Below are 24313 nucleotides of genomic sequence, written 5' to 3'. Positions count from 1 at the left end.
ATGGTCTCGATCAGCCTGCACAACGTCTGTCTCGACTATCCGCTCTACGGCGCCTACGACTTTTCGCTGAAGCGGCGACTGCTCGGCCACCTCATCCGCGAACCGGGCGAGATGCGGATCATCCGCGCCGTCGACAACGTCTCGATCGAGGCCGAAGCCGGCGCCCGTATCGGGCTCGCCGGGCCCAACGGCTCCGGCAAGTCGACGCTGCTGCGCCTGATCGCCGGTGTCTATCCGCCGAGCAGTGGCCGCGTCACGATCCGGGGCAACGTCGTACCCCTGCTCGGCCTGAACGCCGGGGTCAATCTGGACTTCGTGGCGGAGGACAACATCGCGCTGCTGCTGCGGATCAGCGGTCGCAAGCCCACACGCAGCGTGATCGACGAGATCTGGGCCTTCACCGAGCTCGAAGCGCGCATGCAGCGCCTGCCCTTGCGGATGTTCTCCTCGGGCATGCTGATGCGGGTGTTGTTCGCGACCGCCACCGCTTTCCCGGCCGACATCCTGCTGCTCGACGAATGGCTCAGCGTCGTCGATGAGCATTTTGCGGAGAAGGCCGAGAGGCGGCTGCAAAACCTGGTCTCGCAGGCAGCGATCGTGATCATCGCCTCGCACGACCTGCCGCTGCTGCGCCGCACCTGCTCCAGCATCATCAACCTCGATCACGGCCGCATCGCCTCGACCATTGCGGTCGAGCCGCCCGCCACGCACGCCTTTGAGCTCCGAGAGAAACGCGCATGAAACAGAACATCCTGGTCGTGTCCGAGTCGCTCGGACAGCCCAATCACAAGCGCGGCATCTTCCACTTCACCCGGGAATTGGTACGGTCGCTCGCGTCGGAAGGCCACGAACTCACCCTACTGGTGGAAACCTCAAAGCGTTACCGCAAGCTATGTCGGCGCGAGCGACGCACGAAGCTGTTTCCGGCGCAGTCGCGCAACATCGAGCTGCTCGCTCTTTATCGCTTCCTCGACGAGGTCAACGTGAGCGGGCCAGTGATGCTCAGCGGCGCGCGTCGCAGGTTCGACTGGCTCCGCCACAAGGCCACCATGCTGCTGTCGCGGGACAATATCCTCTGCCTCCTGCGCGCGATCGGCCTGCTTGGCCTGCAAGCCCGGCTGATCGAGAACCGGACCGCCGCGCTCGAATACATTCCGCCGGATATGCGCCATCTCGAACTGTTCGGCGAATTCCAGCTCGAGCCCGGATTCTTCAACTATCAGGACTCGTCGGCCTTCTTCCTGCTGCCGCCGCCGCGGATCGACGCGCGTGACTATGATCTCATCGTTGTGGACACCCCGACGCGGGTCGCGATCAGGCGCAAGCCGAACGCCAAGGTGATCTGCGTCGTCCATGATTTGCTGCCGCTCACCGACCTCAAGCTCAGCGACATCGCCACGCGGCAATTCCTGGCGCGGATCGGCACCAGCCTGCGCCAGGCTGACGAGCTCGCCTTCGTTTCAAACTATAGCATGATGCGGTTCAGGGAACTGTTGCCGCAATTTGCGCACCTGCCGGCACGGGTCGTGTATCCCCGCACCCGGTTCGACGCCCCGGATGTCCTCCACCTCCCAGCCCTGTCGGGGCGTCCGGGGCGGCCGAACTTCGTCATCATCGTGTCGAACGAGCCGCGCAAAAACGTCGCCACCGTCATTCGTGCCTTCCGCAACGTCCCTCAGGCCGATCTCACGGTGATCGGTCATGCGGGCCAGATCAGCCGGATGCGCAACCTGCCGCCAAATGTCCGCTTCGCCGGCTATGTCGACGAGCATGAAAAGGCCGCCATGATCGCGGAGGCGCACGGGCTGATCATGCCGAGCCTGGCCGAAGGCTTCGGCATACCGATCATCGAGGCGCTGGCCGCGAACACGCCGGTGCTGTGCTCCGATATCGCGGTGTTCCGTGAAGTCGCGGGCGAGCTCGCCGACTATTTCGACCCCTTCTCGACCGAGGCGATCGCAGCTTCAATCACCCGCGTGCTGACGCGGCAGGAGGAATGCCGCGGCCGCATCCGCGCGAGGCGACACGAGCTCGCCGAGCGCTTCGGCTACGAGACCCAGGCGCGCGACTTCCTCGGGCATGAGATGCCCCGGGAAAGCCTGGCCGCCGCGCAATAAGCGTCGTTGCACATGACTGCTGAAAGGTCCGGCCCGGCCGGTCGACTAGCCTTGCGCGCCCGATGGCAAGCCATGGGCAAATCGCCCGCTCTGATCGGGGCCGCCGATGTGCTCGCTGTGCTGATCGCGGCGTCGCTGCCCTGGTCGACCACGGCGCCTTCGATCTTCGTCGGGCTCTGGCTGCTGGTAGTGACGCCGACCATCGACTGGCGCGACTATGGACGCCAGCTCGCACGGCCTGCGTTCGCCCTGCCCTTTGCCTTGCTGCTGCTCGCGCTTCTCGGCACGCTCTGGTCGGACGGCGCGTGGGCGGACCGGCTGCATGCAATCAAGCCGGTCGCAAAGCTCGTGCTCATTCCAGCACTGCTCTATCACTTGAGCCGATCCGAACGCTGTTTCTGGGTCTTCTTTGGCTTTCTCGCGTCCTGCGCGCTGCTTGCGGTCTATTCCTGGATCGTGCTGCACGATCCTGCCTGGAAACTCTCCGCGACCGCGTCGGCCGGCGTTCCCGTCAAGAACTACATCGACCAGAGCCAGGAATTCACGCTGTGTGCCTTTGCGCTCGCACTGCCGGCGTTGACCTTCTGGCGCCGCGGAAACGTGGTCGCGACAGCCGCCTGTCTGGCATTGATCCTGCTGTTCGTCACCAACATGGTGTTCGTCGCCTCCGCCCGCACGGCGCTGCTGTGCATTGCGGTGCTGCTCGGACTGCTCGCCTGGAGGCATTTGAGCCGGCGCGCGGCGCTGGTCCTGCTCGCGGGCACGATAGCCGCGAGCGCGCTGGCCTGGACGACCTCGCCCTATCTGCGCCACCGCATTGCGGACATCGCCGTGGAATACCGCCACGGCCATGAGGACATCAGCCGAGCCTCGACCGCCCAACGCCTGACCTATTGGCGCAAGGCTCTTCACGCTGTTGCCGAGGCGCCCCTGGCCGGTCACGGCACCGGGTCGATCAAGCGCCAGTTCGAGCGCGCCGCCACCGGTGGAAGCCGCCTCGATGCGGAGATCGTCAGCAATCCCCACAACCAGACCCTCAATGTCGCGATGCAATGGGGCGTACTCGGCGTCGTCCTGCTCTACGCCATGTGGATCGCGCACCTTCGCCTGTTCCTGGACGAAGGCCTTGCGGCCTGGATCGGGCTCGTGGCCGTCGTACAGAACATCGCAAGCTCGCTTCTGAACTCGCATTTGTTCGATTTCCACGAAGGCTGGATGTATGTGCTGGGCGTTGGCGTCGCCGGCGGCATGGCGCTGAAGGCAAGAGCCGGACCGCATCTGCATTATGAGATCCGCATCGGGGGTGAAGCGGTCGATCCGCAGAAATTTCTGCGCGCCCGCGTGCGGCTCAGCGCCGACTAGGCCTTTTACTCCGCCGCCACGCAAGCCACCTGGGGGGGAGCCAACGCAAAGACGCCGAAATCGGGCACCACCATTTCGAGTTCGCGGCGATAGCTTTCGTAGCTGAGCGCTCCCGGCCGAATGAAGCCGAGTTGAAGCGTGTGATCGACCACACGCCTGAGAACGATCGGAGCGCTCGCCGGTGTAAACTGGGCGCCACCGGGATTGGACAGCGTCGTGATCAGACCGCGTGCGGGCTCGTTTCTCTTATCGGGACGTGACACCATGATCAGACGTATCGCTCCCTTCTCGAGGGTGACGAAGTTCAGGAACGGGCGTCCATCCGGGATGTAGACACGGCCCCTCTGCGTGTGCCCGGCATCAACACGTTCGCGTTCCTCGAACATGAGACAGGACTCGGTTTCGTCCCAATGAATGCCGATGATGTAGGCACTGATGATCTCGGGGTTGGAGAACGCGGGCCTGAAGCAGACGTAATCCCCCTCGAAGGTCTCCACTCCTGCGCGATCGCGGTAGCCAAGATCATCGGCGACGTCGAACCTAGACGTCACTGGCGGAGGTTCGAGTCCGACGGCAATCGACGGCGCATCATGCAATGGAAACTCCTTGCGTGGACTGGTGGCTATCCGCTCAGCAGTGACGTTGCGTATGCGCTCGGACTCATTGAAGACCGCGAGGACCATGCCGCCGACGATGAAGCCTGTTAAGCCAGTGCTTAACGCCACCAGTTGGATCGCATCCTGCGGATGTACATAGAACAGAGCCAGTACTTGCTGGCCGATCATATGCGCGACCAGCCACCCCGCACAGGTCAGCGCGGCGCCGTTCGCGAGAGCCCCGAGGGCCGCCACGCGGTACCAGCTCATCCGCGAACATCCCATGTAGGAACAAATGAGCCCGAGGGAAATCGTACAGACGAAAGGCGTGATGACGCCGTATAGCCGCTCGATGAACTGCCTAAGAACGTCCTGATATCCTCCTCCCTGCATCAGGGCGGACATTAGTGGAATGCCGATCCGGAGCGCAATCGACAGCCCCACGACGACGAGACCGGCGACAACCAACTCGGCGATAGGCGGATATCCGGGTGTGTTGCCTTCCTTGCGTCCGATGAAGCGTTGCGCCACGACGATTGCGCCCAGGACTGCGAAGCCGATCGAAGCGCCGAATGTGACCGCAATCGTCAACACCTTGTCGACTTCGATCGGAAGTGTTCCCGGCATGAACAGCATCATGCCAATGCTCCAGGCCGTGACGAGGAAGATCGTTGTCGCCCATTGATCCAGCCCAAAGGTCGGCCCCGGACTGTAGGCGAAGCCCATCCTCGCTAGCCGCTGCAATCGGCCGCTATGGGTCCGTTCGCAAAACAGGACATAGCGAGACACGAGGCCGCAAGTGAGGTTGGTGACCTCAGCAATGTTGCGGTTCAAAGCGTCCTTCAATTCCGGGGTTGGAAGCGACGACGTGAAAAATGCAAGACCGGCGTGCATCATCTCTTCGTAACGGGCATCCGCACGAGCCGCCACCGCGTCGCCCAATTGTATGATCATGGCGTAGGCGGATCGGCCATAGCCATTTCCGGTGAAGTCGAGTGCCGCGGCATTCTGCCGGGGTCCGACGAACAGGTTGTAAAGGCCGATGGCTCTTGTGAAGCGGTCGGGAAGAGTACCGTCCCTGCTGAAACTCAACGCTTGCGGACCGATATTCTCCGAAACGATTTTGGTCACCTTGCTTCGAAGGTCGTCGCGCGGGACGAAACCCGTGGTTTGCGCGAGTTCAAATGCGAGTCGGTCGGCTTCACGCGGAATGGCGGCCAATCTGACACAAAATGCGCGCGCGGCCCGGTCGATCCGTGCCACCTGCCGGAATTGCGAAGCGACGACGATGATGAGCACGGCCACGATCGGAGCATATTGAGCCAGTTGCGCCTGCGCCTTTGGATCTACCGCCTTCATCTGGCCGACGATGAAGTCGAACCCGATGCTGCCCTGGACGAGTCCGATCATGACGACCAGCCAGAGCGGTATCATCAGGGCGTAGTAGAATATCACCCCCCAGAAGAACAGTGCGAAGGTCGTACCGGACCGATTGGTGGGCGGAGAGTTGAAGCGAGCCCAGGCAACGACAAAGAGTGCCAAGATCGCAATAATCCATTGGCTCTTCGTAACGATCGCTTCAATGATGTCCATGTTACGCGCTCCCACATAGCAGGCGACGCATGCATGAATGGCTCTGCCCCCGCCGAGGCAGGGCACAATTCAGATCAGGGACATCGTGGAGACGCAGCGCGCGTCGACACAGGCGCCCGAACAATAGGGAAGACTACGCTGGGCCGACCCGGCTGCAATGTGAAGTAGAACACACCCGGGAGGACATTTCTTTAGCGGAGTTGGACACCGCGACCGCTGTTGGTCACATACAACCGAACTACGGACTCCGCTCGTGGCCGACCTCGCCGGTGATGACGTCGCCGAACAGCTCCCACCCTGCCCGTTGAAGCGCATCAACTGCATCTGCTCGATCGGGAAATAGTCGTCGGCGGAGGTGTTGACCATGATGCCTGGCAGCATCAGATCAGTGTGGAAATTCTTCAGGCTAGTGGCCTGCTTCATCACGTTCTCACGGGTGAGATTGTCACCGCACTGCTTCAACACCTGCGCCATCGCCTCGGCCTGCACATAGCCGTAGATGTTGTTGGCGTTGGCCTTGTCGCCATCGGGATAATATTTGTCCATGAATTCGCGCCACTTCACCACCGCCGGGTCCTTGTCCCAGGTCGGGTCGGTCGGATCCTTCAGATAGACGGTCGAGATGATGTCCTTGGAATAGTCGAGCCCGGCGGGCTTGAGCACCGAGGCGACCGAGGTTGCGGTATTGGCGAGGAAGAACTTTGGTTTCCAGCCGAGCTCGCCGACCTTCCGGATCGCCTGCGCCGATCCCTTCGGGGCGGCCCATGAGAAGAAAATGTCGGCGCCCGAGTCATGCAGCGCCACGATCTGCGAGTCGATCGAGGGATCGCTGACCTCATAGGACTTGTCGGCGATGATCATGCCGGCCTTGTCGCCGAGCCCGTCCTTCAGGCCCTTGAACTGGTCCTTGCCGGCGTCGTCGTTCTGCCAGAACACGGCGACCTTGCTGTTGGGGAAATGATCGCGGATATACTTTGCGTAGATCCGCCCCTCGCTCTGGTAGTTCGGCTGGAAACCCATGGTCCACGGGAAATTCTTGGGGTCCCCGAACTTGGTGCCGCCGGAGGCGACGAAGAGCTGCGGCACCTTCTTGGCGTTCATGTATTTCATGATCGCGGAGTTCGAGGGCGTGCCGAGCGGCTGGAAGATCAGCAGCACCTCGTCGCTCTCGACCAGCTTGCGCGCCTGCTCGATCGCCTTCGGCGGCGAATAGGCGTCGTCATAGCTGATGAAGTTGATCTTGCGGCCGTTGATGCCGCCCTGATCGTTGATCATCCTGAAATAGGCGGCCTCGGTCTTGCCTATCACGCCATAGGACGACGCCGGCCCGCTATAGGGCATGATGTTGCCGATCTTGACTTCGGTGTCGGTGGCTCCGGGATCGTATTTCTTCTGCGCCAAGGCCGGTGCCGTGACGAGCACGCCGGCAGCAAGAATGGCGAGGGCAGCAAGGCTTTCGCGACGACCCGGCATCGTTCTCTCCCCTATGTTTTGTAGTCTTATTTTGCGGAGAGTGTCGCAAGGCCGTTCGCCGCTGGCAAGCGCCGCGATTTTCCGTGGCGTGAAACGCCGGATCGAGAATTTACGGCACGCGCCGCAACAGCCTTGCAGCGCGCCCGTCGATCACGAGCAGTGCGCTGCCGATGACGATGGCGCCCGCGATCTCGCGCGCGGAGATCGGCTCACCCAGCACCAGCCATCCCAGCAGGATGGCGGTGACGGGAATGAGCAGCGTCACCAGCATCACATTGGTCGCGCCTGAACGTCGCAGGATCTGAAAGAAGACGATGTAGGCGAGCGCCGTCGAGAGGGCGGCAAGGCCAAGCACGGCGAGCCAGGTCGTCAGGCCCGGCATCGAAAGATGCCACGGCTGCTCCATGGCGCCGGCGACGATCGCCATCATCACAGTCGATGCCATCAGCTGAAACGTCGCCGTTCCCAGCGGAGGCGTGTCCTTCAGCAGCCGCCGCGCGGCCAGCGCCGCAAAGCCATAGCTGAATGCGCCACCCAGGCAGAGCAGGATGCCGAGCCCCTGCCCCGGCCTCGTTTCCCATCCGCGCAGGATGATGACGCCGGCGAGCCCGAGCGCCACGCCGGCCACCCGACGCATCTGCAGGGCCTCTTCGCCGGCCGCCGCCATCACCATCACCGTGAACAGCGGCGTGGTCGCATTCAGGATCGAGGCCAGCCCACTCGGAATGTAGGTCTGGCCGAGCACGATCAGCGAGAACGGGATGACGTTGTTGAGCAGCCCAATCGCGACGAACGGCTTCCAGCCCGCCATGCCCTTGGGAAGACCGATACCCTGCATCCGCAGCAACGGCAGCAGAATGGCCGCCCCAAGCGCGACGCGCAGCAGCACCAGCGTCAGCGGCGGCAATTCCCGCAGCGCCGCGCCATTGAAGAAGAACGATCCGCCCCAGAGAACCGAGAGCACCGCGAGCAGCGACCAGTCTCGCGCGTCGATCCTGTTATCGTTCGGGGACATGTTGCTTCACCTCGGCGGCCGAGCCTGCCGCCTAGAACGGCGCGAGACAGGCCGCCACCCGATTTCCGACAAATTTGCTCAGGAGGGGCGCCGCGAGCGAGCGTCACCGGCAATATCGGCGACAACCGCTCCGATCACCAGCGCGCCGCCAATGAGCGCATGCACGGCGGGCAGTTCGCGAAAAGCGACCCAGATCCAGAACGGCATTAGCGGCGTTTCCAGCGTCGCGATCAGGGAAGCCTGCCCCGAAGGCAACAAGCGCGAGCCGAGCATGTAGAAGGTCAGGCCGAGCGCGACCTGGAGGCAGCCGAACATCGCGAGGATCGCAAGGCTGTTGCCGCCGACATGGGCGATGTCGTGGGCAAAGGGAAGACTGACGAGGCTCCCCATGAAGTTCGACAGCGCTGCCGCGGCCACCATCGACGTCTCGCGATGGCGCCGGACCACGACCGTCATGGCGGAGATGGCGAGCACCATCAGGCAGCTCAGCGCGACGCCGCCGAGATCGGCGCCGGCCCGAACGCCGCCGACCGTGATCACCACGCCGGCAAAGGCGATCAGGCTCGCGGTCAGCGTACGCCACGTCGCGGCTTCGCCGAGCCACAGCCACGCCAGCGCAGCCGCAACGAAGGGCTGGGTGGCGATCAGCACCGCCACATTCATGACCGTGGTCATCTGAAGCGCGGGAATGAACGAGACCATGCCGACCGCGGACAAGGACGCGACGAGCAGGCCGCCCTTCCCCGGCACGACCAATTGCCACAGCGCAGCGCGGCCCTGCATCACGACAAGAAACACGCTGATCAGGCTGCCCGCGAACAGGCCGCGCCAGAACAGGATGGTCCAGGGATCGAACGGCAAGAGGCGCGTGAAGAACGGCGCCGTGCTCCAGGCAACTGCGGCAGCGATGACGAGGGCAATGCCGAGACCGCGATCCGAACGAGGCTGCCCCATGTTGATGCGCCCAGCTAGGTCGGCTTCTTCGGCCGCGACACCAGCTCGATCATCTTGCCTTCATCGTCGTCGGGCATTGCGGCCTTGGCCTGCGCGTAGGACTCGACCGCAGCGCGCGAGACCAGCGGCTTGTCGGCGAGCAGGCCTTCGGCGAGCTTCACCGCATAGGCGGCATCCTTGTGCCGCAGCGCCGCCGTAAAGGTCGCGGCGCTGAAATCGCGGGCGACCATGCGCTTGGAATGACGCTGCACCTGCGGGCTGGCGGCGACGCCGGCCTGGATCGATTCCAGCACCAGGTTCATGTCGAGCCCGGCCTGTTCGGCGATGGCGAGGCCTTCGGCAAGGCCCGCGATCTGGATCGCACCCAGGAGATTGTTGATGAGCTTGTAGACCGTGCCGGAGCCGACCGCGCCGAAATGGCGGATGGTCGAGCCGATCGGTTCGAGAAACGGCCGCGCACGTTCGAGATCAGCTGCGTCAGCGCCGGCGAGCAGCGTCAGCTTTCCGGCCGCTGCCGCATCCGGCAATCCCGTCACGGGGCAGTCGATGTAGATCAGCCCGCGCGCGTTCAGTTCGCGGCCCATCTCGCGGGCGTGGTCATAGGAGACGGTGGAGCACTCGATCGCAATGGTGCCGGCCTTTGCCGTCTTGGCCGCGCCCTCGGGCCCGAGCCAGACCGCGCGCGAGGCTTCGTCATCGGCGACCATGGTCACGACCGCATCGGCATCGATCGCGGCATCCTCAGGCGACGTCGCCCAATGCGCACCGCGCGCGATCAGGTCGTCCGCCTTTGCCTTGCTGCGATTCCACAGCGTCACCGTGAAGCCGGCATCGAGATAGCGGCCGGCCATGCCGTGGCCCATCCGCCCCAACCCGATGAAGGCGACGCGGGACATCAGTCGACGTCCTCGATGTCGGCGCCGGTGGTGCCGAAGGCGCGCTGCGCCAGGGTTGCGGCCATGAAGTCGTCGAGCTCGCCGTTCAGCACGCCCGATGTGTCGGACGTCTGCACGCCGGTGCGCAAATCCTTCACCATCTGGTAGGGCTGCAGCACGTAGGAGCGGATCTGGTGGCCCCAGCCGATATCGGTCTTGGCGGCCTGGTCGGCGGCGGCCTTCTCCTCGCGCTTCTTCAGCTCGATTTCGTAAAGCCGCGCGCGCAGCATGTCCCAGGCCTGCGCCCGATTCTTGTGCTGGGAGCGGCCGGCCTGGCAGACCACGGCAACGCCGGTCGGAATATGCGTCAGGCGCACCGCGGATTCGGTCTTGTTGACGTGCTGGCCGCCGGCGCCGCCCGAGCGCATGGTGTCGACGCGGACGTCGGCTTCCTTGATGTCGATCTTGATGCTGTCGTCGATGACGGGGAACACCTGCACGCTCGAAAACGAGGTGTGCCGCCGCGCGTTGGAATCGAACGGCGAGATGCGCACCAACCGGTGCACGCCCGCCTCCGTCTTCAGCCAGCCATAGGCGTTGTGGCCCGAGACCTGGATCGTCGCGGACTTGATGCCGGCCTCTTCGCCCTCGGACTCTTCGAGGAATTCGACCTTGAAGCCGTGCGTCTCGGCCCAGCGCGTATACATGCGCAGCAGCATCTGCGCCCAGTCCTGGCTCTCGGTGCCGCCGGCGCCGGCATGGACTTCGAGATAAGAATCGAAACGATCGGCCTCGCCCGACAGCAGCGCCTCGAGCTCGCGCCGCGCGACTTCCTTCTTGAGGTTCTTCAGCGCGGTTTCAGCCTCAGTGACGACGCCGGCATCGCCCTCGGCCTCGCCGAGCTCGATCATGCCGATGTCGTCTTCGAGCTCCTGCTCGACCTTGCCGATGCCGGAGAGCGAATCCTCAAGCGAGGTGCGCTCCTGCATCAGCTTCTGGGCTTTCTGGGGATCGTTCCAGAGGTTGGGATCTTCAGCGAGCTTGTTCAGCTCAGCGAGGCGCGCCGTCGATTTCTCGACGTCAAAGATGCCTCCTCAGCAGCCCGACCGACTGCTTGATCTCTTCTACCAACCGTTCGATTTCGGCGCGCATGTTGTTCTCTGATCTCGCGGAATCCCGCGTGCATTGAAGCTGGGATGTAGCGGCGGCGGCTGCAAAGCGCAACCGCCGGAACCGCGATCGTCAGTCTTATCCGCTAGTACAGACCACCGGTGCCCGGCCGCATGAAGAAGCCGGAATCCGGCTGCTGCTGCTGCGACGCCGGCACGCCACCGCGCCCGTCGGCATCGGCGACGCCGATGACCGAGTAGTTGTCAGGCGGCGCCGTGCCCGGCTTGAAGGCTTCCAAAATGGTTCCGCCGGTCTCACCGGGGCCGGCGCGCATGCCGGTCTTGGAGACGACGCGCACGAGCTTGATGCCGGCCGGCACCTTGAACGGAACCGCGGGCTTGTCGGCGAGCGCAAGCTTGAGGAAGTCGCGCGCGATGGGTGCGGCCAGATGGCCGCCGGTCGCGGCGTTGCCCCTACCGAGCGCGCGCGGCTTGTCGTAGCCCATATAGATCGCGACGGCGACGTCGGGCGAGAAGCCGACGAACCAGGCGTCCTTGGCCTCGTTGGTGGTGCCGGTCTTGCCGGCGATCGGCTTGCCGACCTCCTTGACCACGGTTGCGGTACCGGCCTGGACCACGCCTTCCATCAGCTCGGTGATCTGATAGGCGGTCATGGAATCCAGCACCTGCTCGCGACGGTCGATCAGCTGCGGCTCGGCCTGGTTCTTCCAGCCGCCGGGCGCGTCGCAGCCGCGGCATTCGCGCTGGTCGTGCTTGAAGATAGTGCGGCCGTAACGGTCCTGGATACGGTCGATCAAGGTCGGCTTCACCCGGCGACCGCCATTGGCGAGCATCGAATAGGCCGTGACCATGCGCATCGCCGTGGTCTCGCCGGCGCCGAGCGCGTAGGACAGATAGTTCGGCAATTCATCATAGACGCCGAAGCGGCGCGCATATTCGCCGATCAGGGGCATGCCGATGTCCTGTGCGAGGCGCACAGTCACGGTGTTGAGCGACTGCCGCAGCGCGTTGCGCAACGTGACGGGTCCCTGGAATTTGCCGGACGAGAAGTTCTCGGGCCGCCACACGCCGGCGCCCTGGCCCTGGTCGATTTCAATGGGCGCGTCGAGCACCACGGTCGAGGGCGTATAGCCGTTGTCGAGCGCGGCCGAATAGACGATCGGCTTGAACGACGAACCCGGCTGGCGATAGGCCTGCGTGGCGCGGTTGAACTGGCTCTGGTCGAACGAGAAGCCGCCGACCATCGCGAGCACGCGGCCGGTCCAGGGATCCATCGCCACCATCGCGCCCGACACTTCGGGGATCTGGCGCAGGCGGTACTGGCCTTCGACCGGCTGTCCCTCCTTGGTGTAGAGCGGATCGGCATAGATCACGTCGCCGGGCTGCAACACTTGCGCGACGGACGTCGGGGTCTTGCCCTTGGCATTGCCTTGGGCCGCCCTCGCCCAGCGTACGCCGTCGACCGTGACGATGCCGGTCTCGCGCTGCTTGCTGATGGCGCCGCCGAGCTCGCGGTTCGGCTGGAAGCCGATGCGCGCCGACTGGTCGCTGGTCTCCAGCACCACCGCCATGCGCCATGGCGAGATGTCGGAGAGTGACTTGATCTCGGCGAGCTTCACGCCCCAATCGCCCGAAATATCGAGCTTGCTCATGGCGCCGCGATAGCCCTGCTGCTCGTCATAGTTCACGAGGCCGGCGACCATGGCCTTGCGCGCCATGACCTGGATCTTCGGATCGAGCGTGGTGCGGACGGACAGACCGCCTTCGTAGAGCTTCTTCTCGCCGTAGCGCTCGAAGATGTCGCGGCGGACTTCCTCGGCGAAATATTCGCCGGCGAAGGTGTGGGCACCGTTGGAACGGTTGGTGACGGCCAGCGGCTCCTTGCGCGCCTTGTCGGCGTCGGCCTGCTTGATCCAGCCGTTCTCCAGCAGACGGTCGATCACGTAGTTGCGGCGCTCGATGGCGCGATCGCGGTTACGCACCGGATGCAGCGTCGCGGGCATCTTCGGCAACGCGGCCAGATAGGACGCTTCCGCGACCGTCAGCTCGTTCACCGACTTGTCGAAATAGACCAGCGAAGCGGCCGCGATGCCGTAGGCGCCGAGGCCGAGATAGATCTCGTTCAGATACAGCTCGAGGATCTTGTCCTTCGAGTAGGTCTTCTCGATGCGCATCGCCAGCAAGGCTTCCTTGATCTTGCGGGCGAAGGAGACCTCGTTGGTCAGAAGGAAGTTCTTGGCGACCTGCTGGGTGATCGTGGAGGCGCCCTGCGGACGCCGGTTCGAGCCGTAGTTCTGGATGAAGAGCACGCCCGCGCGCGCCATGCCGGTGTAGTCGATGCCGCCATGCTCGTAGAAATTCTTGTCCTCGGCCGCGAGGAAGGCGTTGATCACGAGCTTCGGCACCGCCTGGATCGGCAGGTACAGCCGGCGCTCCTTGGCGTATTCGCCGAGCAGCGAGCCGTCGACCGCGTGCACGCGGGTCATCACCGGCGGCTCGTAATCCTGAAGCTGAGAGTAATCGGGCAAGTCCTTGGAGAAATGCCAGATCAGGCCTGCCACGGCCCCGACACCGACAAGGAACACCACCGTTCCCGCGGCGAACAGGAAGCCCATGAACCGCACCAGCAAGCGCATTATATGTTTATCCGTTCAAACTCTGGATCAGCTCAAGGCACCCAAAACAGGCGCCAACTCCACGTCGCGAATTCACCGGCCTACTCAATTACATCAGTGCCGGACCAAGACGCTTGCCGAACGGGATTCTCGCCGATTCCGGAACCCCCTGCGGCATTTTTATAAAGCGCCCGCTGTGGCCAAACTAGGGCTTTTGCAACGGGACGGAAAATCCCTCTCAATCCGACGCCCCCCCGGTCGTCAATTTGACGATCCCCCGGTCGTCAATTTGACGATCCGGCCGTCGCCATCCGCTTGGTCAGGAACCCGTCGATCGCCTGCGCCATCGAGCCCACGGCCTTGGACCGCCACCCCTCCGAGACCAGATGCTCGAGGTCGCCCTTGTTGGAGACATAGCCGATCTCGACCAGCACCGACGGCACGTCGGGCGCCTTGAGGACCCGGAAGCCGGCCGACTTCAGGGGATGCTTATGCATCCGCACGGACGACTTCATTTCGCCCATCAACAGGCGGGCAAAACGGCTTGAAAAGGTGCGAGTTTCCCGCTGGGTGAGGTCGATCAGGATGTCGGCGACGTCGGTCGGCTCCTCCGCGAGGTTGAAACCGGCGATCGCGTCCGCCCGGTTTTCCGCATCCGCCAGCCGCTGCGCCTCGGCGTCGGAGGCCTTGTCGGACAACGTGTAGATGGTCGCTCCCTGCGCATCGCCCTCGGCCTTCGGCAGCGCGTCGGCGTGGATCGAGACGAACAATGCGGCCTTGAGCCCGCGGGCGACTTTGACCCGGTCGTTGAGCGGAATGAAGGTGTCATCATCCCGTGTCATCACCACGCGGAATTTGCCGGTCTTGTCCAGCCGGTCGCGCAGCGCCAGGCCAAAGGCCAGCACCAGGTTCTTCTCGCTTTCGCCGCTCGACTGCGTGCCGTTGTCGATGCCGCCATGGCCGGGATCGATCACGACGATCGGGCGGCCGTCGACCTTTTGCTGCCCAGCTTCCGGAGTTGCGGCGGCCGGAACCGTTGCCGGCGGCGCGTCGGCGATTGCGGGCCGCAGTTCGGGGCGTTTCTCGGGGACGAGCGACTGCACGAAGGCGGTCCGGTCGACCTCCTCCAGCTCGAGCACGAGCCGGGCCGGCTGGCCATTGGCGGCCTCCAGCACGTAGGACTTGGCGATCTTGGCCGGGCCTGTCAGATCGAACACGATTCGCGAGCCGCCGGGCATGACCAGCCCGTAGCGGAAGGCCTTGACCAGTCCCCGCCCCTCGACCCCGGTGCCCGCGGGCAGTTGAAAATTGACCTGGGGCACATCGACCACCACCCGATACGGGTCGGCGAGCGTCACGGCGCGGAATGTGACGGCCTGATCGATGTCGAGGATGAAACGGGTCTGCTTGCCATCGCCGGCCAGCCGGGCGGCGGACGCGGTTGGAAAATTCGCTACCGCAACAGAGGGTTGCGGCTGGCTTTCCGCCGCGCTCAGGCGCCAGGAATCAGCGCATGCCAATGCTGCGGCGCACAGAAGCGCGCATCCCAGCAAAACCCTTTGATTTGTGCGGCTCGTCACCGATTCAGTGCCTCCGAGCGGCCCTTCTAACGCAATAGAACCACAGGGTTAATCGCCGCTTAATGACAGATATACGAAACTCCCCGACTGTGACCGTCGTGCGACGCTCCCTTGCACGGTTGGTCCATTCCACGTATGTACGGAGTGCTGACGGCCGATATTTCCGGTTGTGTCGCGTTCAGCCTCCCGGTGCAGCGCCGGAACTCTCAAGGTTTGGGAATTCCAGCGTTTTTCCGTTCCCCTCAAAGACCAGCGCGGTGCGCGGCAGCGAGGTGGAGCGGGTCAAGCCCCGGTGGCGGACGGTCCCTGGTTACCACCGCGTTTCCGGGACGGTTTTGACAGCGACGTGACTCGTTACCCGGTCCCTTAATCCCAAGGGAGCGGTTCGTAATCCCCAAGGCGAGCGCGCTCGCGCCATGCCTGGCCAGCAGCAACTGATTGAGGGGCGGCCCCGCCGCCCAATGTTTCATACGGGCCGACGCTTGATGCGCCAGACTGTGCCGACGAATTCTGAAGGACCGTTCGCGACGCTGCGGAGTGACAATCCCGCGCGCCGCTTCGGCCCTCCAGCTTCCGTTTCGGCAAGGCGCGAGAGACGGCGTTTCGGCCTTCCCCTCACCCCCGAATCAGGTGGACCGTCGCGTCACCCGGCAGCGCAGATCGCGCCCACGGTGAATCGCGCCCGCCGCCGCCAAGAGTTAAGACATGCCCAACAAGATGTTGATCGATGCCACCCACCCGGAGGAGACCCGGGTCGTCGTGGTCCGCGGCAATCGCGTCGAAGAGTTTGATTTCGAGACCGCGCAACGCAAGCAACTGCGCGGGAATATCTACCTCGCCAAGGTCACCCGGGTGGAGCCCTCGCTCCAGGCCGCCTTTGTCGAATATGGCGGCAACCGCCACGGCTTCCTCGCCTTCAGCGAAATCCATCCCGATTACTACCAGATCCCGGTCGCCGACCGGCAGGCGCTGATCGAGGCCGAGGAACAGGCCCATCGCGAAGCCGAGGAAGAGAGCGAGAACCGCTCCCACGGCCGCCGCCGGTCGCGCCACCGCAATTCCCGCCGCCGCAGTCAAGGCGAACGCGTCCGCAGCGACATCGTTGAGGGCCTCGAGGCCGGCGCCGATCCAGCGGCCCAGCCGGTCGAGAGCGACGCCCTGCACACCGAGGGTGCGTCGCACGAGGGCGAGCATCTGCACGCCGATGCGGAACATCGCGGCGAGCACGAAGGCCACGACCACCACGACCACGATCATGGCGACCATGATCATCACGATCATGACCACGAAGGACATGGTCACGACCATCATCATGCCAATGATGACGATCACCATCACGCCCACGGTCATGACGACCATGGTCATGACGAGCACGATCATCACGACCATGATCATGCCGACGAGACGCCCGCGCCTGTCGCAGCCTTCGGCGCCGAGCTCGTGGTCGCGACCGAGACCGCTGCCGAACCGCAGGAGGCTATCGCATCCGAGGCCCATGCCGAGGCTCTCGCCGAAGCCGTGACCGCCTCCGCCGAACCGGCCGACGCGGTCTACGCTGCCGGCGAAAGCACTGATGCTCGCCATCAGGAGTCCGAGGAGGAAGACGACGAGGACGAGGACGGCGAGGAAGCCGAAGAGGAACACGTCGAATCCGTCGGCGGCGACGACGTGATGGAGGAAGTGCCGGAGCGCACCTTCCGCCCGCGCCGCCAGTACAAGATCCAGGAAGTCATCAAGCGCCGCCAGGTGATGCTGGTGCAGGTCGTCAAGGAAGAGCGCGGCAACAAGGGCGCAGCGCTGACCACCTACCTCTCGCTCGCCGGCCGCTATGCCGTGTTGATGCCGAACACCGCGCGCGGCGGCGGCATCAGCCGCAAGATCACCAGCGCCCAGGATCGTTCCCGCCTGAAGGAAGTTGTGCAGGATCTCGACGTGCCCGAGGGCATGGGCATCATCCTGCGCACCGCCGGCGCCGCCCGTACCAAGCCCGAGATCAAGCGCGACTTCGAATATTTGATCCGGATGTGGGAGACGGTGCGCGACCTGACGCTGAAGTCGCAGGCCCCGACCCTGGTCTACGAGGAAGGCTCGCTGATCAAGCGCTCGCTGCGCGACCTCTACAACAAGGAGATCGACGAGATCTCGGTTGCCGGTGAGTCCGGCTACCGCGAAGCGCGCGATTTCATGAAGATGCTGATGCCCGCCAATGTCAGCGCGGTGAAGCAGTATCGCGACGGCCAGCCGCTGTTCTCGCGCATGGGCGTCGAGAGCCAGCTGGACGCGATGTTCTCGCCGACCGTGCAGTTGCGCTCCGGCGGCTACATCGTGATCAACCAGACCGAGGCGCTGGTCTCGATCGACGTCAACTCCGGACGGTCGACCCGCGAGCACCATATCGAGGACACTGCGCTCAAGACCAATCTGGAAGCGGCCGAAGAGGTAGCCCGCCAGCTTCGCCTGCGCGACCTCGCCGGCCTGATCGTCATCGACTTCATCGACATGGACGAGAAGCGCAACAACCGCGCGGTCGAGCGCAAGCTGTCCGATTGCCTGCGGCAGGACCGCGCGCGCATCCAGGTCGGCCGGATCTCGCATTTCGGCCTGCTGGAAATGTCGCGCCAGCGCATCCGCGCCAGCGTGCTGGAGAGCTCGACCGATCCCTGCCCGCATTGCGGCGGCACCGGCCATGTCCGCTCGGTTTCCTCGGTTGCGCTCCAGCTGCTGCGCGGCCTCGAAGAGATCCTGATGAAGGGCGCGACCCACAATCTCGTGGTCCGCACCCGCACCGACGTCGCGCTCTATGTGCTGAACCACAAGCGCGGCCATCTGCGCGACCTCGAGAACGGCTTCAAGGTCACGCTGGCCGTCATCGCCGACCCCAGCGTCAGCGGACCGCAGGCCTATCTCATCGACCGCGGCGAGCAGGTGCATACGCTGGAAGCCGCGAAGGCGCTGCTGGCGGCACAGGCCGCCGCAAGCCCGCCGCCCATAGTCGAAGAAGTCTATGACGACGAGGAATTCGATCCGGAGCTGGAATCCGAGGTCGAGACCGAAGAAACCGAAGGCCTCGCCGAGGAGCAGGCTGGCGGCGAAGCGGCTTCCGACCAGGATGGCCAGCGCCGCAAGCGCCGCCGGCGTCGGCGCGGCCGCGGTGCCCCGCGCGACGGCGAGTTGCGCGAGGATGGCGCTCCGGCGTCGTCCGAAGCGGCCGTGGCGGCCAGCGAAGGTGAAGAGGATTCCGAATCCGAACAGGACGGCGAGGAAGGCGAGGACCAGGCGGCCCGCAGCGAGCAGCAGGGCAACGGCGATCGCCGCCGCCGGCGTGGTCGTCGCGGTGGACGTCGCCGTCGCGGTGGCAACGAGGAAGGTCTCGCTGGCTCCATCGGCGACGAGCTCGCAGCCAATGCGCCGTCGGAAGCGACCGACGCCGTCGCCGATTTCGACAGCTTTGGCGGCGAGGCTGCGCCCTCGATCGCGCAGGCCGAACACACTACCGCCGAGCCTGAGGTCAGCCAGCCCGAGCCGCGCGCCGAGGTGCAGATTGAGGCGCCGGCCCAACCTGAGCCCGCTCCCGCTCCTGCCGCCGCGGACGAAGAGCCGGCCGACGACAAGGCTGCGCGTCGCCGCTCCACGGTCCGGGAAAAGGTGAGCTTCCTGTCGAGCAGCGCGAGCGAGCCGGCAACACCGGTTGCGGCAGCGCCTGAGCCGGTTGCCCCGCCCGCACCAGCCGCTGAACCCACGCCGGAGGCGGCAACCGAAACCCCGGCCGCCCCGCGTCGCGCTGGCTGGTGGTCTCGCCGGTTCGGCGGCGGCGAGTAGAGCGAACAAAGCAGTTGAAACCGCCCGGCCAAACCGGGCGGTTTTGATTTAGCGAGGTCAGTTTCGATGCAAAGCGCAATTGTTCTCGGCGGCGGCATGATCGGCGTGAGCGCGGCGCTGCACCTCCGGCAGCGCGGCTGGTCGGTCACGCTCGTCGACCGCAGGGAGCCGGGCCGCGAGACCAGCTACGGCAATGCCGGGATGATCCAGGCCGAAGCCGTGCGTCCCTATCCGATGCCGCGCGACCTCGCTTCGCTCCTGAAGATCGCGACCGGCCGCACCAATGACGTGCGCTACAGCCTGTCGTCGCTTCATCTCCATATCGAGCCCCTGCTCCGCTACTGGTGGCATTCGGCGCCGAAGCGGCATCGCGAGGCGATCGACGCCTGGGCGCGGCTGATCGCCTACGCGACGGCGGAGCACGACATTCTCATTCGCGAAGCCCATGCCGACAATCTGATCCGCCGCGCGGGCTACCGGCATCTGCATCGCGACGCATCGTCCTTCGATCTCGCCGTCAAGGCGGCGGAACAAGACCAGCGCGAATTCGGCGTGAGGTTTCGCGCGCTCTCGGGGGCCGAGCTCGCCAAGGCCGAACCGATCCTGCGCGACGATCTGCCCGGTGCGATCCATTGGCTCGACACCTGGACCGTGTCCGATCCCGGCGCACTGGTCACGGCCTATGCCGAGCTGTTCGAGCGCCTCGGCGGCACCATCGTGCTCGGCGATGCCCAGACCTTGCGGCAGACCGCGACCGGCTGGTCGGTCGACACGGACCAGGGAGCCATCGACGCCGCGGCCGCCGTCGTGACGCTCGGGCCCTGGTCGCCCAATCTCCTGCACAAATTCGGATACCGCATCCCGCTGGTGCGCAAGCGCGGCTACCACATGCATTACAGTGGCGGCGCGTCACTCGATCTGCCGCTGGTCGACAAGGCCGGCGGCTACGCCATGGGTCCGATGGCGAAGGGCATCCGCATCACCACGGGTGCGGAATTGACCGGCATGGACGCGCTCGCAACGCCCGTGCAGCTCGCCAGTGCCGAAGCTTCCGCGCGAGAGCTGATCGACCTCGGCAGGCGGGTCGAGCCCGACCCGTGGTTCGGCACCCGCCCCTGTACACCCGACATGCTGCCGGTGCTCGGGCAAGCTCCGCGTCATCCCGGTCTCTGGATGAATTTCGGCCACGGCCACCAGGGCTTTACGCTCGGGCCCGCGACCGGCCGCCTCCTCGCCGAGATCATGAGCGGCGAGACGCCGGCGATCGATCCGACGCCATACCGGCCTGAGCGCTTTTAGCTGTCGGCGTCCGCAGTGCGCACCGCGAGCGCGACTGAGATGCGCGAGCTGGCAAATTCCGTCAGTCGGCGCGCTCGGCCAGCAGCTTCCTGATGCGGTCGGCATCTTCGGGCGTCGCCGGATTGTAGACGATCATGCTGAGATCGGAGCGGCCCTCGACATTGAAGCTCGAATATTCGAACGACATCGTGCCGTGAACGGGATGCCGCAGCCGCTTGGTGCCGTCGCCATGATGGCGCACGTCATTGTCGCGCCAGAGCGCCGCGAATTCCGGACTTGTCCGACAGAGCTCGTCGACGAAATCGGCGACATGCGAGACTGCACCTGCTCGCGCCGCGTCTGCCCTGAATGCGGCCACCACGAAGCGTGCCACACTGTCCCAGTCATATTGCGCGGCGCGCACGCGCGGATCGCAGAAGATGAAGCGCAGGATGTTGCGCTGTCCCGGCGGGATCGCGCCGTAGTCGGTCAGCACTACGCTTGCGGCGCGATTCCAGGCGACGACGTCCCAGGTCGCGGTGCGTACCAGCGCCGGGCTGAATGAGAGCGCATCGAGCACGCGTTGCAGCCGCGGCGAGACGCCTTCGCTCGCCTGGTAGCGCACCTCGGGCGGGCGGCCGAGGCCGATCAGGAACAGGTGCTCGCGCTCGACATCGGTCAGCATCAACGCGCGCGCGATCCGGTCGAGCACATCGGCCGACGGCGCCCCGCCGCGGCCCTGCTCCAGCCAGGTGTACCAGGTCGAGCTGATATTGGCGCGCTGGGCCACCTCCTCCCGGCGCAGGCCCGGCGTGCGCCTGCGGCTGCCGGAGAAGCCGAACGCGGCTGCATCGAGCCGGGTGCGACGGTCCTTGAGATAGGCCCCAAGCAGGTTCTCGGCGGCAGTGCTCTCGCTCATCCTGTTAGCGATTATACCCTGATAACGTCACTACTTTACCCGGATAACTCTAGCGCAGATGGTTCTCTCCACCAACCCTAGGAGAATTCGCATGCGTGTTTTCGTTACCGGTGCCACCGGCTTCGTCGGCTCCGCCGTCGTTCGAGACCTGATGGCCGCCGGCCATAGCGTGCTCGGCCTCGCCCGCTCCGATGCCGGCGCCGCAGCGCTCACCGCGATGGGCGCCGAGGTCCATCGTGGGGCGCTAGAGGATCATGCCTCCTTACGCGGCGGCGCCGCCGCTTCGGACGGTGTGCTGCATCTCGGCTTCAACCACGACTTCTCGAAATTCGCCGACAATTGCGAGCTCGACCGCCGCGCGATCCTCGCGCTCGGTGAGGAACTCAAAGGCTCCGACCGCCCTCTCATCGTCACCTCCGGTGTGGCGCTGCTGGCGCCCGGACGGCTCGCGACCGAAGACGATGCGGCGGCCCGCCACTTTCCGCGCGTCTCGGAAGCCACCGCCGAAGACCTCGCAGAGCGCGGCGTCCGCACCGGCATCGTGCGGCTGCCGCCCACGACCCATGGCGAGGGCGATCAAGGCTTCGTGCCGCGCCTGATCGCGCTCGCCCGGGAGAAAGGCGCCGCGGCCTATATCGGTGAAGGCCAAAACCGCTGGCCGGCCGCGCACCGCCTCGACGCCGCGCGCGTCTATCGTCTCGCGCTGGAGCAAGGTGCGACCGCGCGGCGCTATCATGCGATCGCCGAGGAAGGCGTGCCGTTCAAGGCGATTGCCGAGTTGATCGGCCGACGGCTCGGCGTCCCCGTCGTGTCCAAATCGCCTGAGGAAGCGGCCGCGCATTTCGGCTGGTTCGCACAGTTCGCCGGCATCGACGTTCCGACCTCAAGCGCCAAGACGCGCGCTTCGCTCAGCTGGGCGCCGAAAGAAAAAGGGCTGATCGACGATCTCGACCAGCCCCATTATTTCGAGGTCTGACGGCGCCGCCCGCGCCGTCAGATTCCGCTTGCAGATCAGTCCGTCGTGACGGCCGTTTCCATGTCGGTCGGATCGATCTGTCTGGCGAGGTTGGCGTTGAGCTTGTCGCGGTCGAGCTCACCTTCCCACCAGGCGACGATCACGCAGGCCACGCCGTTGCCACAGAGGTTGGTCAGCGCGCGGCACTCGCTCATGAACTTGTCGATTCCGAGCACGATCGCCATGCCCGGCACGAGGCGCGGATCGACCACGGCGAGCGTCGCGGCCAGCGTGATGAAGCCCGCGCCGGTGATGCCGGAGGCACCCTTCGAGGTCAGCATCGCCACCACCAGGATGGTGAGCTGCTGGCCGAAGGAGAGATCGAAGCCAAGCGCCTGCGCGATGAACAGCGTCGCCAGCGTCATGTAGATGTTGGTGCCGTCGAGATTGAACGAATAGCCCGTGGGCACCACGAGGCCGACCACCGACTTCGAGCAGCCGAGGCGCTCGAGTTTCTCCATCAAGGAGGGCAGCGCGCTTTCCGAGGACGAGGTGCCGAGCACGATCAGCAGCTCGTCCTTGATGTAGGCGAGGAACTTGAAGATGGAGAAGCCGGCGAGGCGCGCGATGGTTCCGAGCACGACGAACACGAACAGCGCCGCGGTGACGTAGAACGTCGCGATCAAGCCGACCAGGTTGAGGATCGCCCCGGTGCCGAACTTGCCGATGGTGTAGGCCATTGCGCCGAAGGCGCCGATCGGCGCCGCGCGCATCACGATGGAGATGACTCCGAACACCGCATGCGCGGCGTCATCGATGAAGCTGCGGATGGTATGGCCGCGCTCGCCGAGGCCCATGATGGCGAAGCCGAACAGCACCGAGAACAGCAACACCTGCAGGATCTCGCCTTGCGCGAAGGCGCCGACCACGGTGTCGGGGATGATGTGCAGGATGAAGTCGACCGACCTCTGGCCCTCTGCCTGCTTGGCGTAGTTGGCGACGGCCTGCGCGTTGGCGGCGGCGCTGCCGAAGCCCGCACCCGGCTTCACCAGGTTGCCGATGATGAGTCCGATCACCAGCGCGAAGGTCGAGACGACCTCGAAATAGACCAGCGCCTTGACGCCGATGCGGCCGACCTTCTTTGCGTCCTGGATATGCGCGATGCCGGAGACCACGGTGCAGAAGATGATCGGCGCAATCACCATCTTGATCAGCTTGATGAAGCCATCGCCCATCGCCTTGATCCACTCGTTGGTGGCGAGCGACGGCCACAGCCAGCCGACCAAGGCGCCGAGCACGATGGCGATCAGCACCTGGACGTAGAGAACCTTGTACCAAGGCTTGGCGGCGGCCGGCGCGACCGGCGCCCCCGCCATCGTTGTCGTCGTCATTGTTTCACTCCCCCTCAAACTCAGAGCCAGCCAAGATCAACTTGGCCGGCTCTGTCAATCGGAACTGCTCGGAATGGTGCGCTTTACCCGCGTCGATCGACGATCCGGCGGGCCGCCGGCATCAGCGCGGCGCCCAGCGCGTTCTTGACCACCGATGCCGCAATGAACGGCGCGACGCCGACCGCCCAAGCCTTGGTTGCGCCAAGGCCGATGACGTAGGCCAGCCAGCCGAAGCCGGCGATGAAGATGACGACATGGGCGAGCGCCATTGCTCCAAACAGGAACACGACGTTGCGATCCCAGCCGCGCTCGGCCAGCCAGCCGGTGATGAAGGCAGCCAGCACGAAGCCATACAGGTAGCCGGCAGTCGGGCCGACCAGCGGTGCAATTCCACCGACCGGGCCGGCGAACACCGGCAGCCCCATCGCGCCTTCGGCGAGGTAGGCGATCATGGTTGCGCTGCCAAGGCGCCAGCCATAGGCGGCGCCGATCATCAGCACGACCAGCGTCTGCAGGGTCATGGGCACGTAAGGCAGTGGCAGATTCACCTTGGCTGATAGCGCCATCAAGGCGGTGCCGAGCGCAATCAGCACGACGGCGCGAAGTGCGCCGACGGTTTCACCCGGACGGGTCGGCCACAT

Annotated in this window: 16 protein-coding genes and 1 pseudogene; 6 read left to right on the top strand and 11 right to left on the bottom strand. The window is 65.0% G+C overall.

Going from position 1 to position 24313, the window contains the following annotated elements; genetic code table 11:
- Genes ABIB95_RS25915 through ABIB95_RS25905 form a run of 3 tightly spaced genes read left to right on the top strand, consistent with a single transcriptional unit; the run spans position 1 to position 3479 of the window.
- Positions 1-741: an ABC transporter ATP-binding protein gene (locus ABIB95_RS25915; RefSeq protein WP_354243255.1), complete on the top strand. Its 741-nt coding sequence runs from the start codon at positions 1-3 to the stop codon at positions 739-741.
- Positions 738-2117, top strand: coding sequence for a glycosyltransferase family 4 protein (locus ABIB95_RS25910; protein ID WP_354243253.1), 1380 nt, complete (start codon positions 738-740; stop codon positions 2115-2117). The genes ABIB95_RS25915 and ABIB95_RS25910 overlap by 4 nt, the downstream gene beginning before the upstream one ends.
- Before the next feature lie 12 nt (positions 2118-2129).
- Positions 2130-3479 (top strand): O-antigen ligase family protein, encoded by a 1350-nt coding sequence (locus tag ABIB95_RS25905; protein WP_354243251.1) that lies wholly within the window; start codon positions 2130-2132, stop codon positions 3477-3479.
- Positions 3480-3484: 5 nt separating this feature from the next.
- Here ABIB95_RS25905 and ABIB95_RS25900 read toward each other — a convergent pair whose 3' ends face one another.
- From ABIB95_RS25900 to ABIB95_RS25865, 8 genes and pseudogenes are all read right to left on the bottom strand, one after another.
- Positions 3485-5668: a zinc-binding metallopeptidase family protein gene (locus ABIB95_RS25900; protein ID WP_354243248.1), complete on the bottom strand. Its 2184-nt coding sequence runs from the start codon at positions 5666-5668 to the stop codon at positions 3485-3487.
- A gap of 238 nt (positions 5669-5906) precedes the next feature.
- Positions 5907-7141 (bottom strand): annotated as a pseudogene (locus ABIB95_RS25895) (ABC transporter substrate-binding protein).
- Positions 7142-7250: 109 nt separating this feature from the next.
- Entirely contained in the window at positions 7251-8156 is a 906-nt protein-coding gene (locus ABIB95_RS25890; RefSeq protein ID WP_354243245.1) for a DMT family transporter, read from the bottom strand.
- Positions 8157-8234: 78 nt separating this feature from the next.
- Complete coding sequence (locus tag ABIB95_RS25885; protein WP_354179543.1) at positions 8235-9110, bottom strand: DMT family transporter; 876 nt, start codon at positions 9108-9110, stop codon at positions 8235-8237.
- Between the two features lie 14 nt (positions 9111-9124).
- The gene (locus ABIB95_RS25880) at positions 9125-10006 is read right to left on the bottom strand and encodes an NAD(P)-dependent oxidoreductase (RefSeq protein ID WP_354243243.1); all 882 of its coding nucleotides are present in this window, start codon (positions 10004-10006) and stop codon (positions 9125-9127) included.
- Positions 10006-11137, bottom strand: a protein-coding gene (gene prfB, locus ABIB95_RS25875) for a peptide chain release factor 2 (protein WP_100213929.1) whose coding sequence is annotated in 2 segments (ribosomal slippage) — positions 10006-11067 and positions 11069-11137 — 1131 coding nt in all. Because the reading frame shifts where the segments join, the coding sequence is not laid out codon by codon here. Before prfB ends, ABIB95_RS25880 begins: the two co-directional genes overlap by 1 nt.
- 103 nt (positions 11138-11240) lie before the next feature.
- Positions 11241-13751 (bottom strand): penicillin-binding protein 1A, encoded by a 2511-nt coding sequence (locus ABIB95_RS25870; protein WP_014495579.1) that lies wholly within the window; start codon positions 13749-13751, stop codon positions 11241-11243.
- 263 nt (positions 13752-14014) lie between these two features.
- Positions 14015-15310: an N-acetylmuramoyl-L-alanine amidase gene (locus tag ABIB95_RS25865; RefSeq protein WP_354243240.1), complete on the bottom strand. Its 1296-nt coding sequence runs from the start codon at positions 15308-15310 to the stop codon at positions 14015-14017.
- A gap of 705 nt (positions 15311-16015) precedes the next feature.
- On the opposite strand from ABIB95_RS25865, the gene ABIB95_RS25855 reads away from it, so the two are divergent.
- Positions 16016-19129 carry an Rne/Rng family ribonuclease gene (locus ABIB95_RS25855; protein WP_502917873.1) on the top strand — a complete coding sequence of 1038 codons (3114 nt, stop codon included), beginning with the start codon at positions 16016-16018 and terminating at the stop codon, positions 19127-19129.
- 66 nt (positions 19130-19195) lie between these two features.
- Positions 19196-20428, top strand: a complete 1233-nt coding sequence (locus tag ABIB95_RS25850) for an NAD(P)/FAD-dependent oxidoreductase (RefSeq protein WP_354243234.1) — start codon at positions 19196-19198, stop codon at positions 20426-20428.
- A 61-nt stretch (positions 20429-20489) separates the two neighbouring features.
- Here ABIB95_RS25850 and ABIB95_RS25845 read toward each other — a convergent pair whose 3' ends face one another.
- Entirely contained in the window at positions 20490-21326 is an 837-nt protein-coding gene (locus tag ABIB95_RS25845; RefSeq protein ID WP_354243232.1) for a helix-turn-helix transcriptional regulator, read from the bottom strand.
- Positions 21327-21417: 91 nt separating this feature from the next.
- On the opposite strand from ABIB95_RS25845, the gene ABIB95_RS25840 reads away from it, so the two are divergent.
- The gene (locus tag ABIB95_RS25840; RefSeq protein ID WP_354243229.1) at positions 21418-22302 is read left to right on the top strand and encodes an SDR family oxidoreductase; all 885 of its coding nucleotides are present in this window, start codon (positions 21418-21420) and stop codon (positions 22300-22302) included.
- A gap of 35 nt (positions 22303-22337) precedes the next feature.
- Here ABIB95_RS25840 and ABIB95_RS25835 read toward each other — a convergent pair whose 3' ends face one another.
- Positions 22338-23672, bottom strand: a complete 1335-nt coding sequence (locus ABIB95_RS25835) for a dicarboxylate/amino acid:cation symporter (RefSeq protein ID WP_283018748.1) — start codon at positions 23670-23672, stop codon at positions 22338-22340.
- A gap of 83 nt (positions 23673-23755) precedes the next feature.
- Positions 23756-24313: a biotin transporter BioY gene (locus ABIB95_RS25830; protein WP_063983547.1), complete on the bottom strand. Its 558-nt coding sequence runs from the start codon at positions 24311-24313 to the stop codon at positions 23756-23758.

Source organism: Bradyrhizobium sp. LA2.1 (genome assembly GCF_040547725.1).
GTDB lineage: Bacteria > Pseudomonadota > Alphaproteobacteria > Rhizobiales > Xanthobacteraceae > Bradyrhizobium > Bradyrhizobium barranii.
The sequence above is the reverse complement of the archived record's forward strand: the minus strand, read 5'-3'. Positions and strand labels throughout refer to the sequence as shown.

Bases quoted from the DNA above. Each gene is read 5' to 3' on its own strand.
- ABIB95_RS25915 (WP_354243255.1), top strand. From the start codon at position 1: ATGGTCTCGATCAGCCTGCACAACGTCTGTCTCGACTATCCGCTCTAC.
- ABIB95_RS25910 (WP_354243253.1), top strand. From the start codon at position 738: ATGAAACAGAACATCCTGGTCGTGTCCGAGTCGCTCGGACAGCCCAAT.
- ABIB95_RS25905 (WP_354243251.1), top strand. From the start codon at position 2,130: ATGACTGCTGAAAGGTCCGGCCCGGCCGGTCGACTAGCCTTGCGCGCC.
- ABIB95_RS25900 (WP_354243248.1), bottom strand. From the start codon at position 5,668: ATGGACATCATTGAAGCGATCGTTACGAAGAGCCAATGGATTATTGCG.
- ABIB95_RS25890 (WP_354243245.1), bottom strand. From the start codon at position 8,156: ATGTCCCCGAACGATAACAGGATCGACGCGCGAGACTGGTCGCTGCTC.
- ABIB95_RS25885 (WP_354179543.1), bottom strand. From the start codon at position 9,110: ATGGGGCAGCCTCGTTCGGATCGCGGTCTCGGCATTGCCCTCGTCATC.
- ABIB95_RS25880 (WP_354243243.1), bottom strand. From the start codon at position 10,006: ATGTCCCGCGTCGCCTTCATCGGGTTGGGGCGGATGGGCCACGGCATG.
- ABIB95_RS25870 (WP_014495579.1), bottom strand. From the start codon at position 13,751: ATGCGCTTGCTGGTGCGGTTCATGGGCTTCCTGTTCGCCGCGGGAACG.
- ABIB95_RS25855 (WP_502917873.1), top strand. From the start codon at position 16,016: ATGCCCAACAAGATGTTGATCGATGCCACCCACCCGGAGGAGACCCGG.
- ABIB95_RS25850 (WP_354243234.1), top strand. From the start codon at position 19,196: ATGCAAAGCGCAATTGTTCTCGGCGGCGGCATGATCGGCGTGAGCGCG.
- ABIB95_RS25845 (WP_354243232.1), bottom strand. From the start codon at position 21,326: ATGAGCGAGAGCACTGCCGCCGAGAACCTGCTTGGGGCCTATCTCAAG.
- ABIB95_RS25840 (WP_354243229.1), top strand. From the start codon at position 21,418: ATGCGTGTTTTCGTTACCGGTGCCACCGGCTTCGTCGGCTCCGCCGTC.
- ABIB95_RS25835 (WP_283018748.1), bottom strand. From the start codon at position 23,672: ATGACGACGACAACGATGGCGGGGGCGCCGGTCGCGCCGGCCGCCGCC.
- ABIB95_RS25830 (WP_063983547.1), bottom strand. From the start codon at position 24,313: ATGTGGCCGACCCGTCCGGGTGAAACCGTCGGCGCACTTCGCGCCGTC.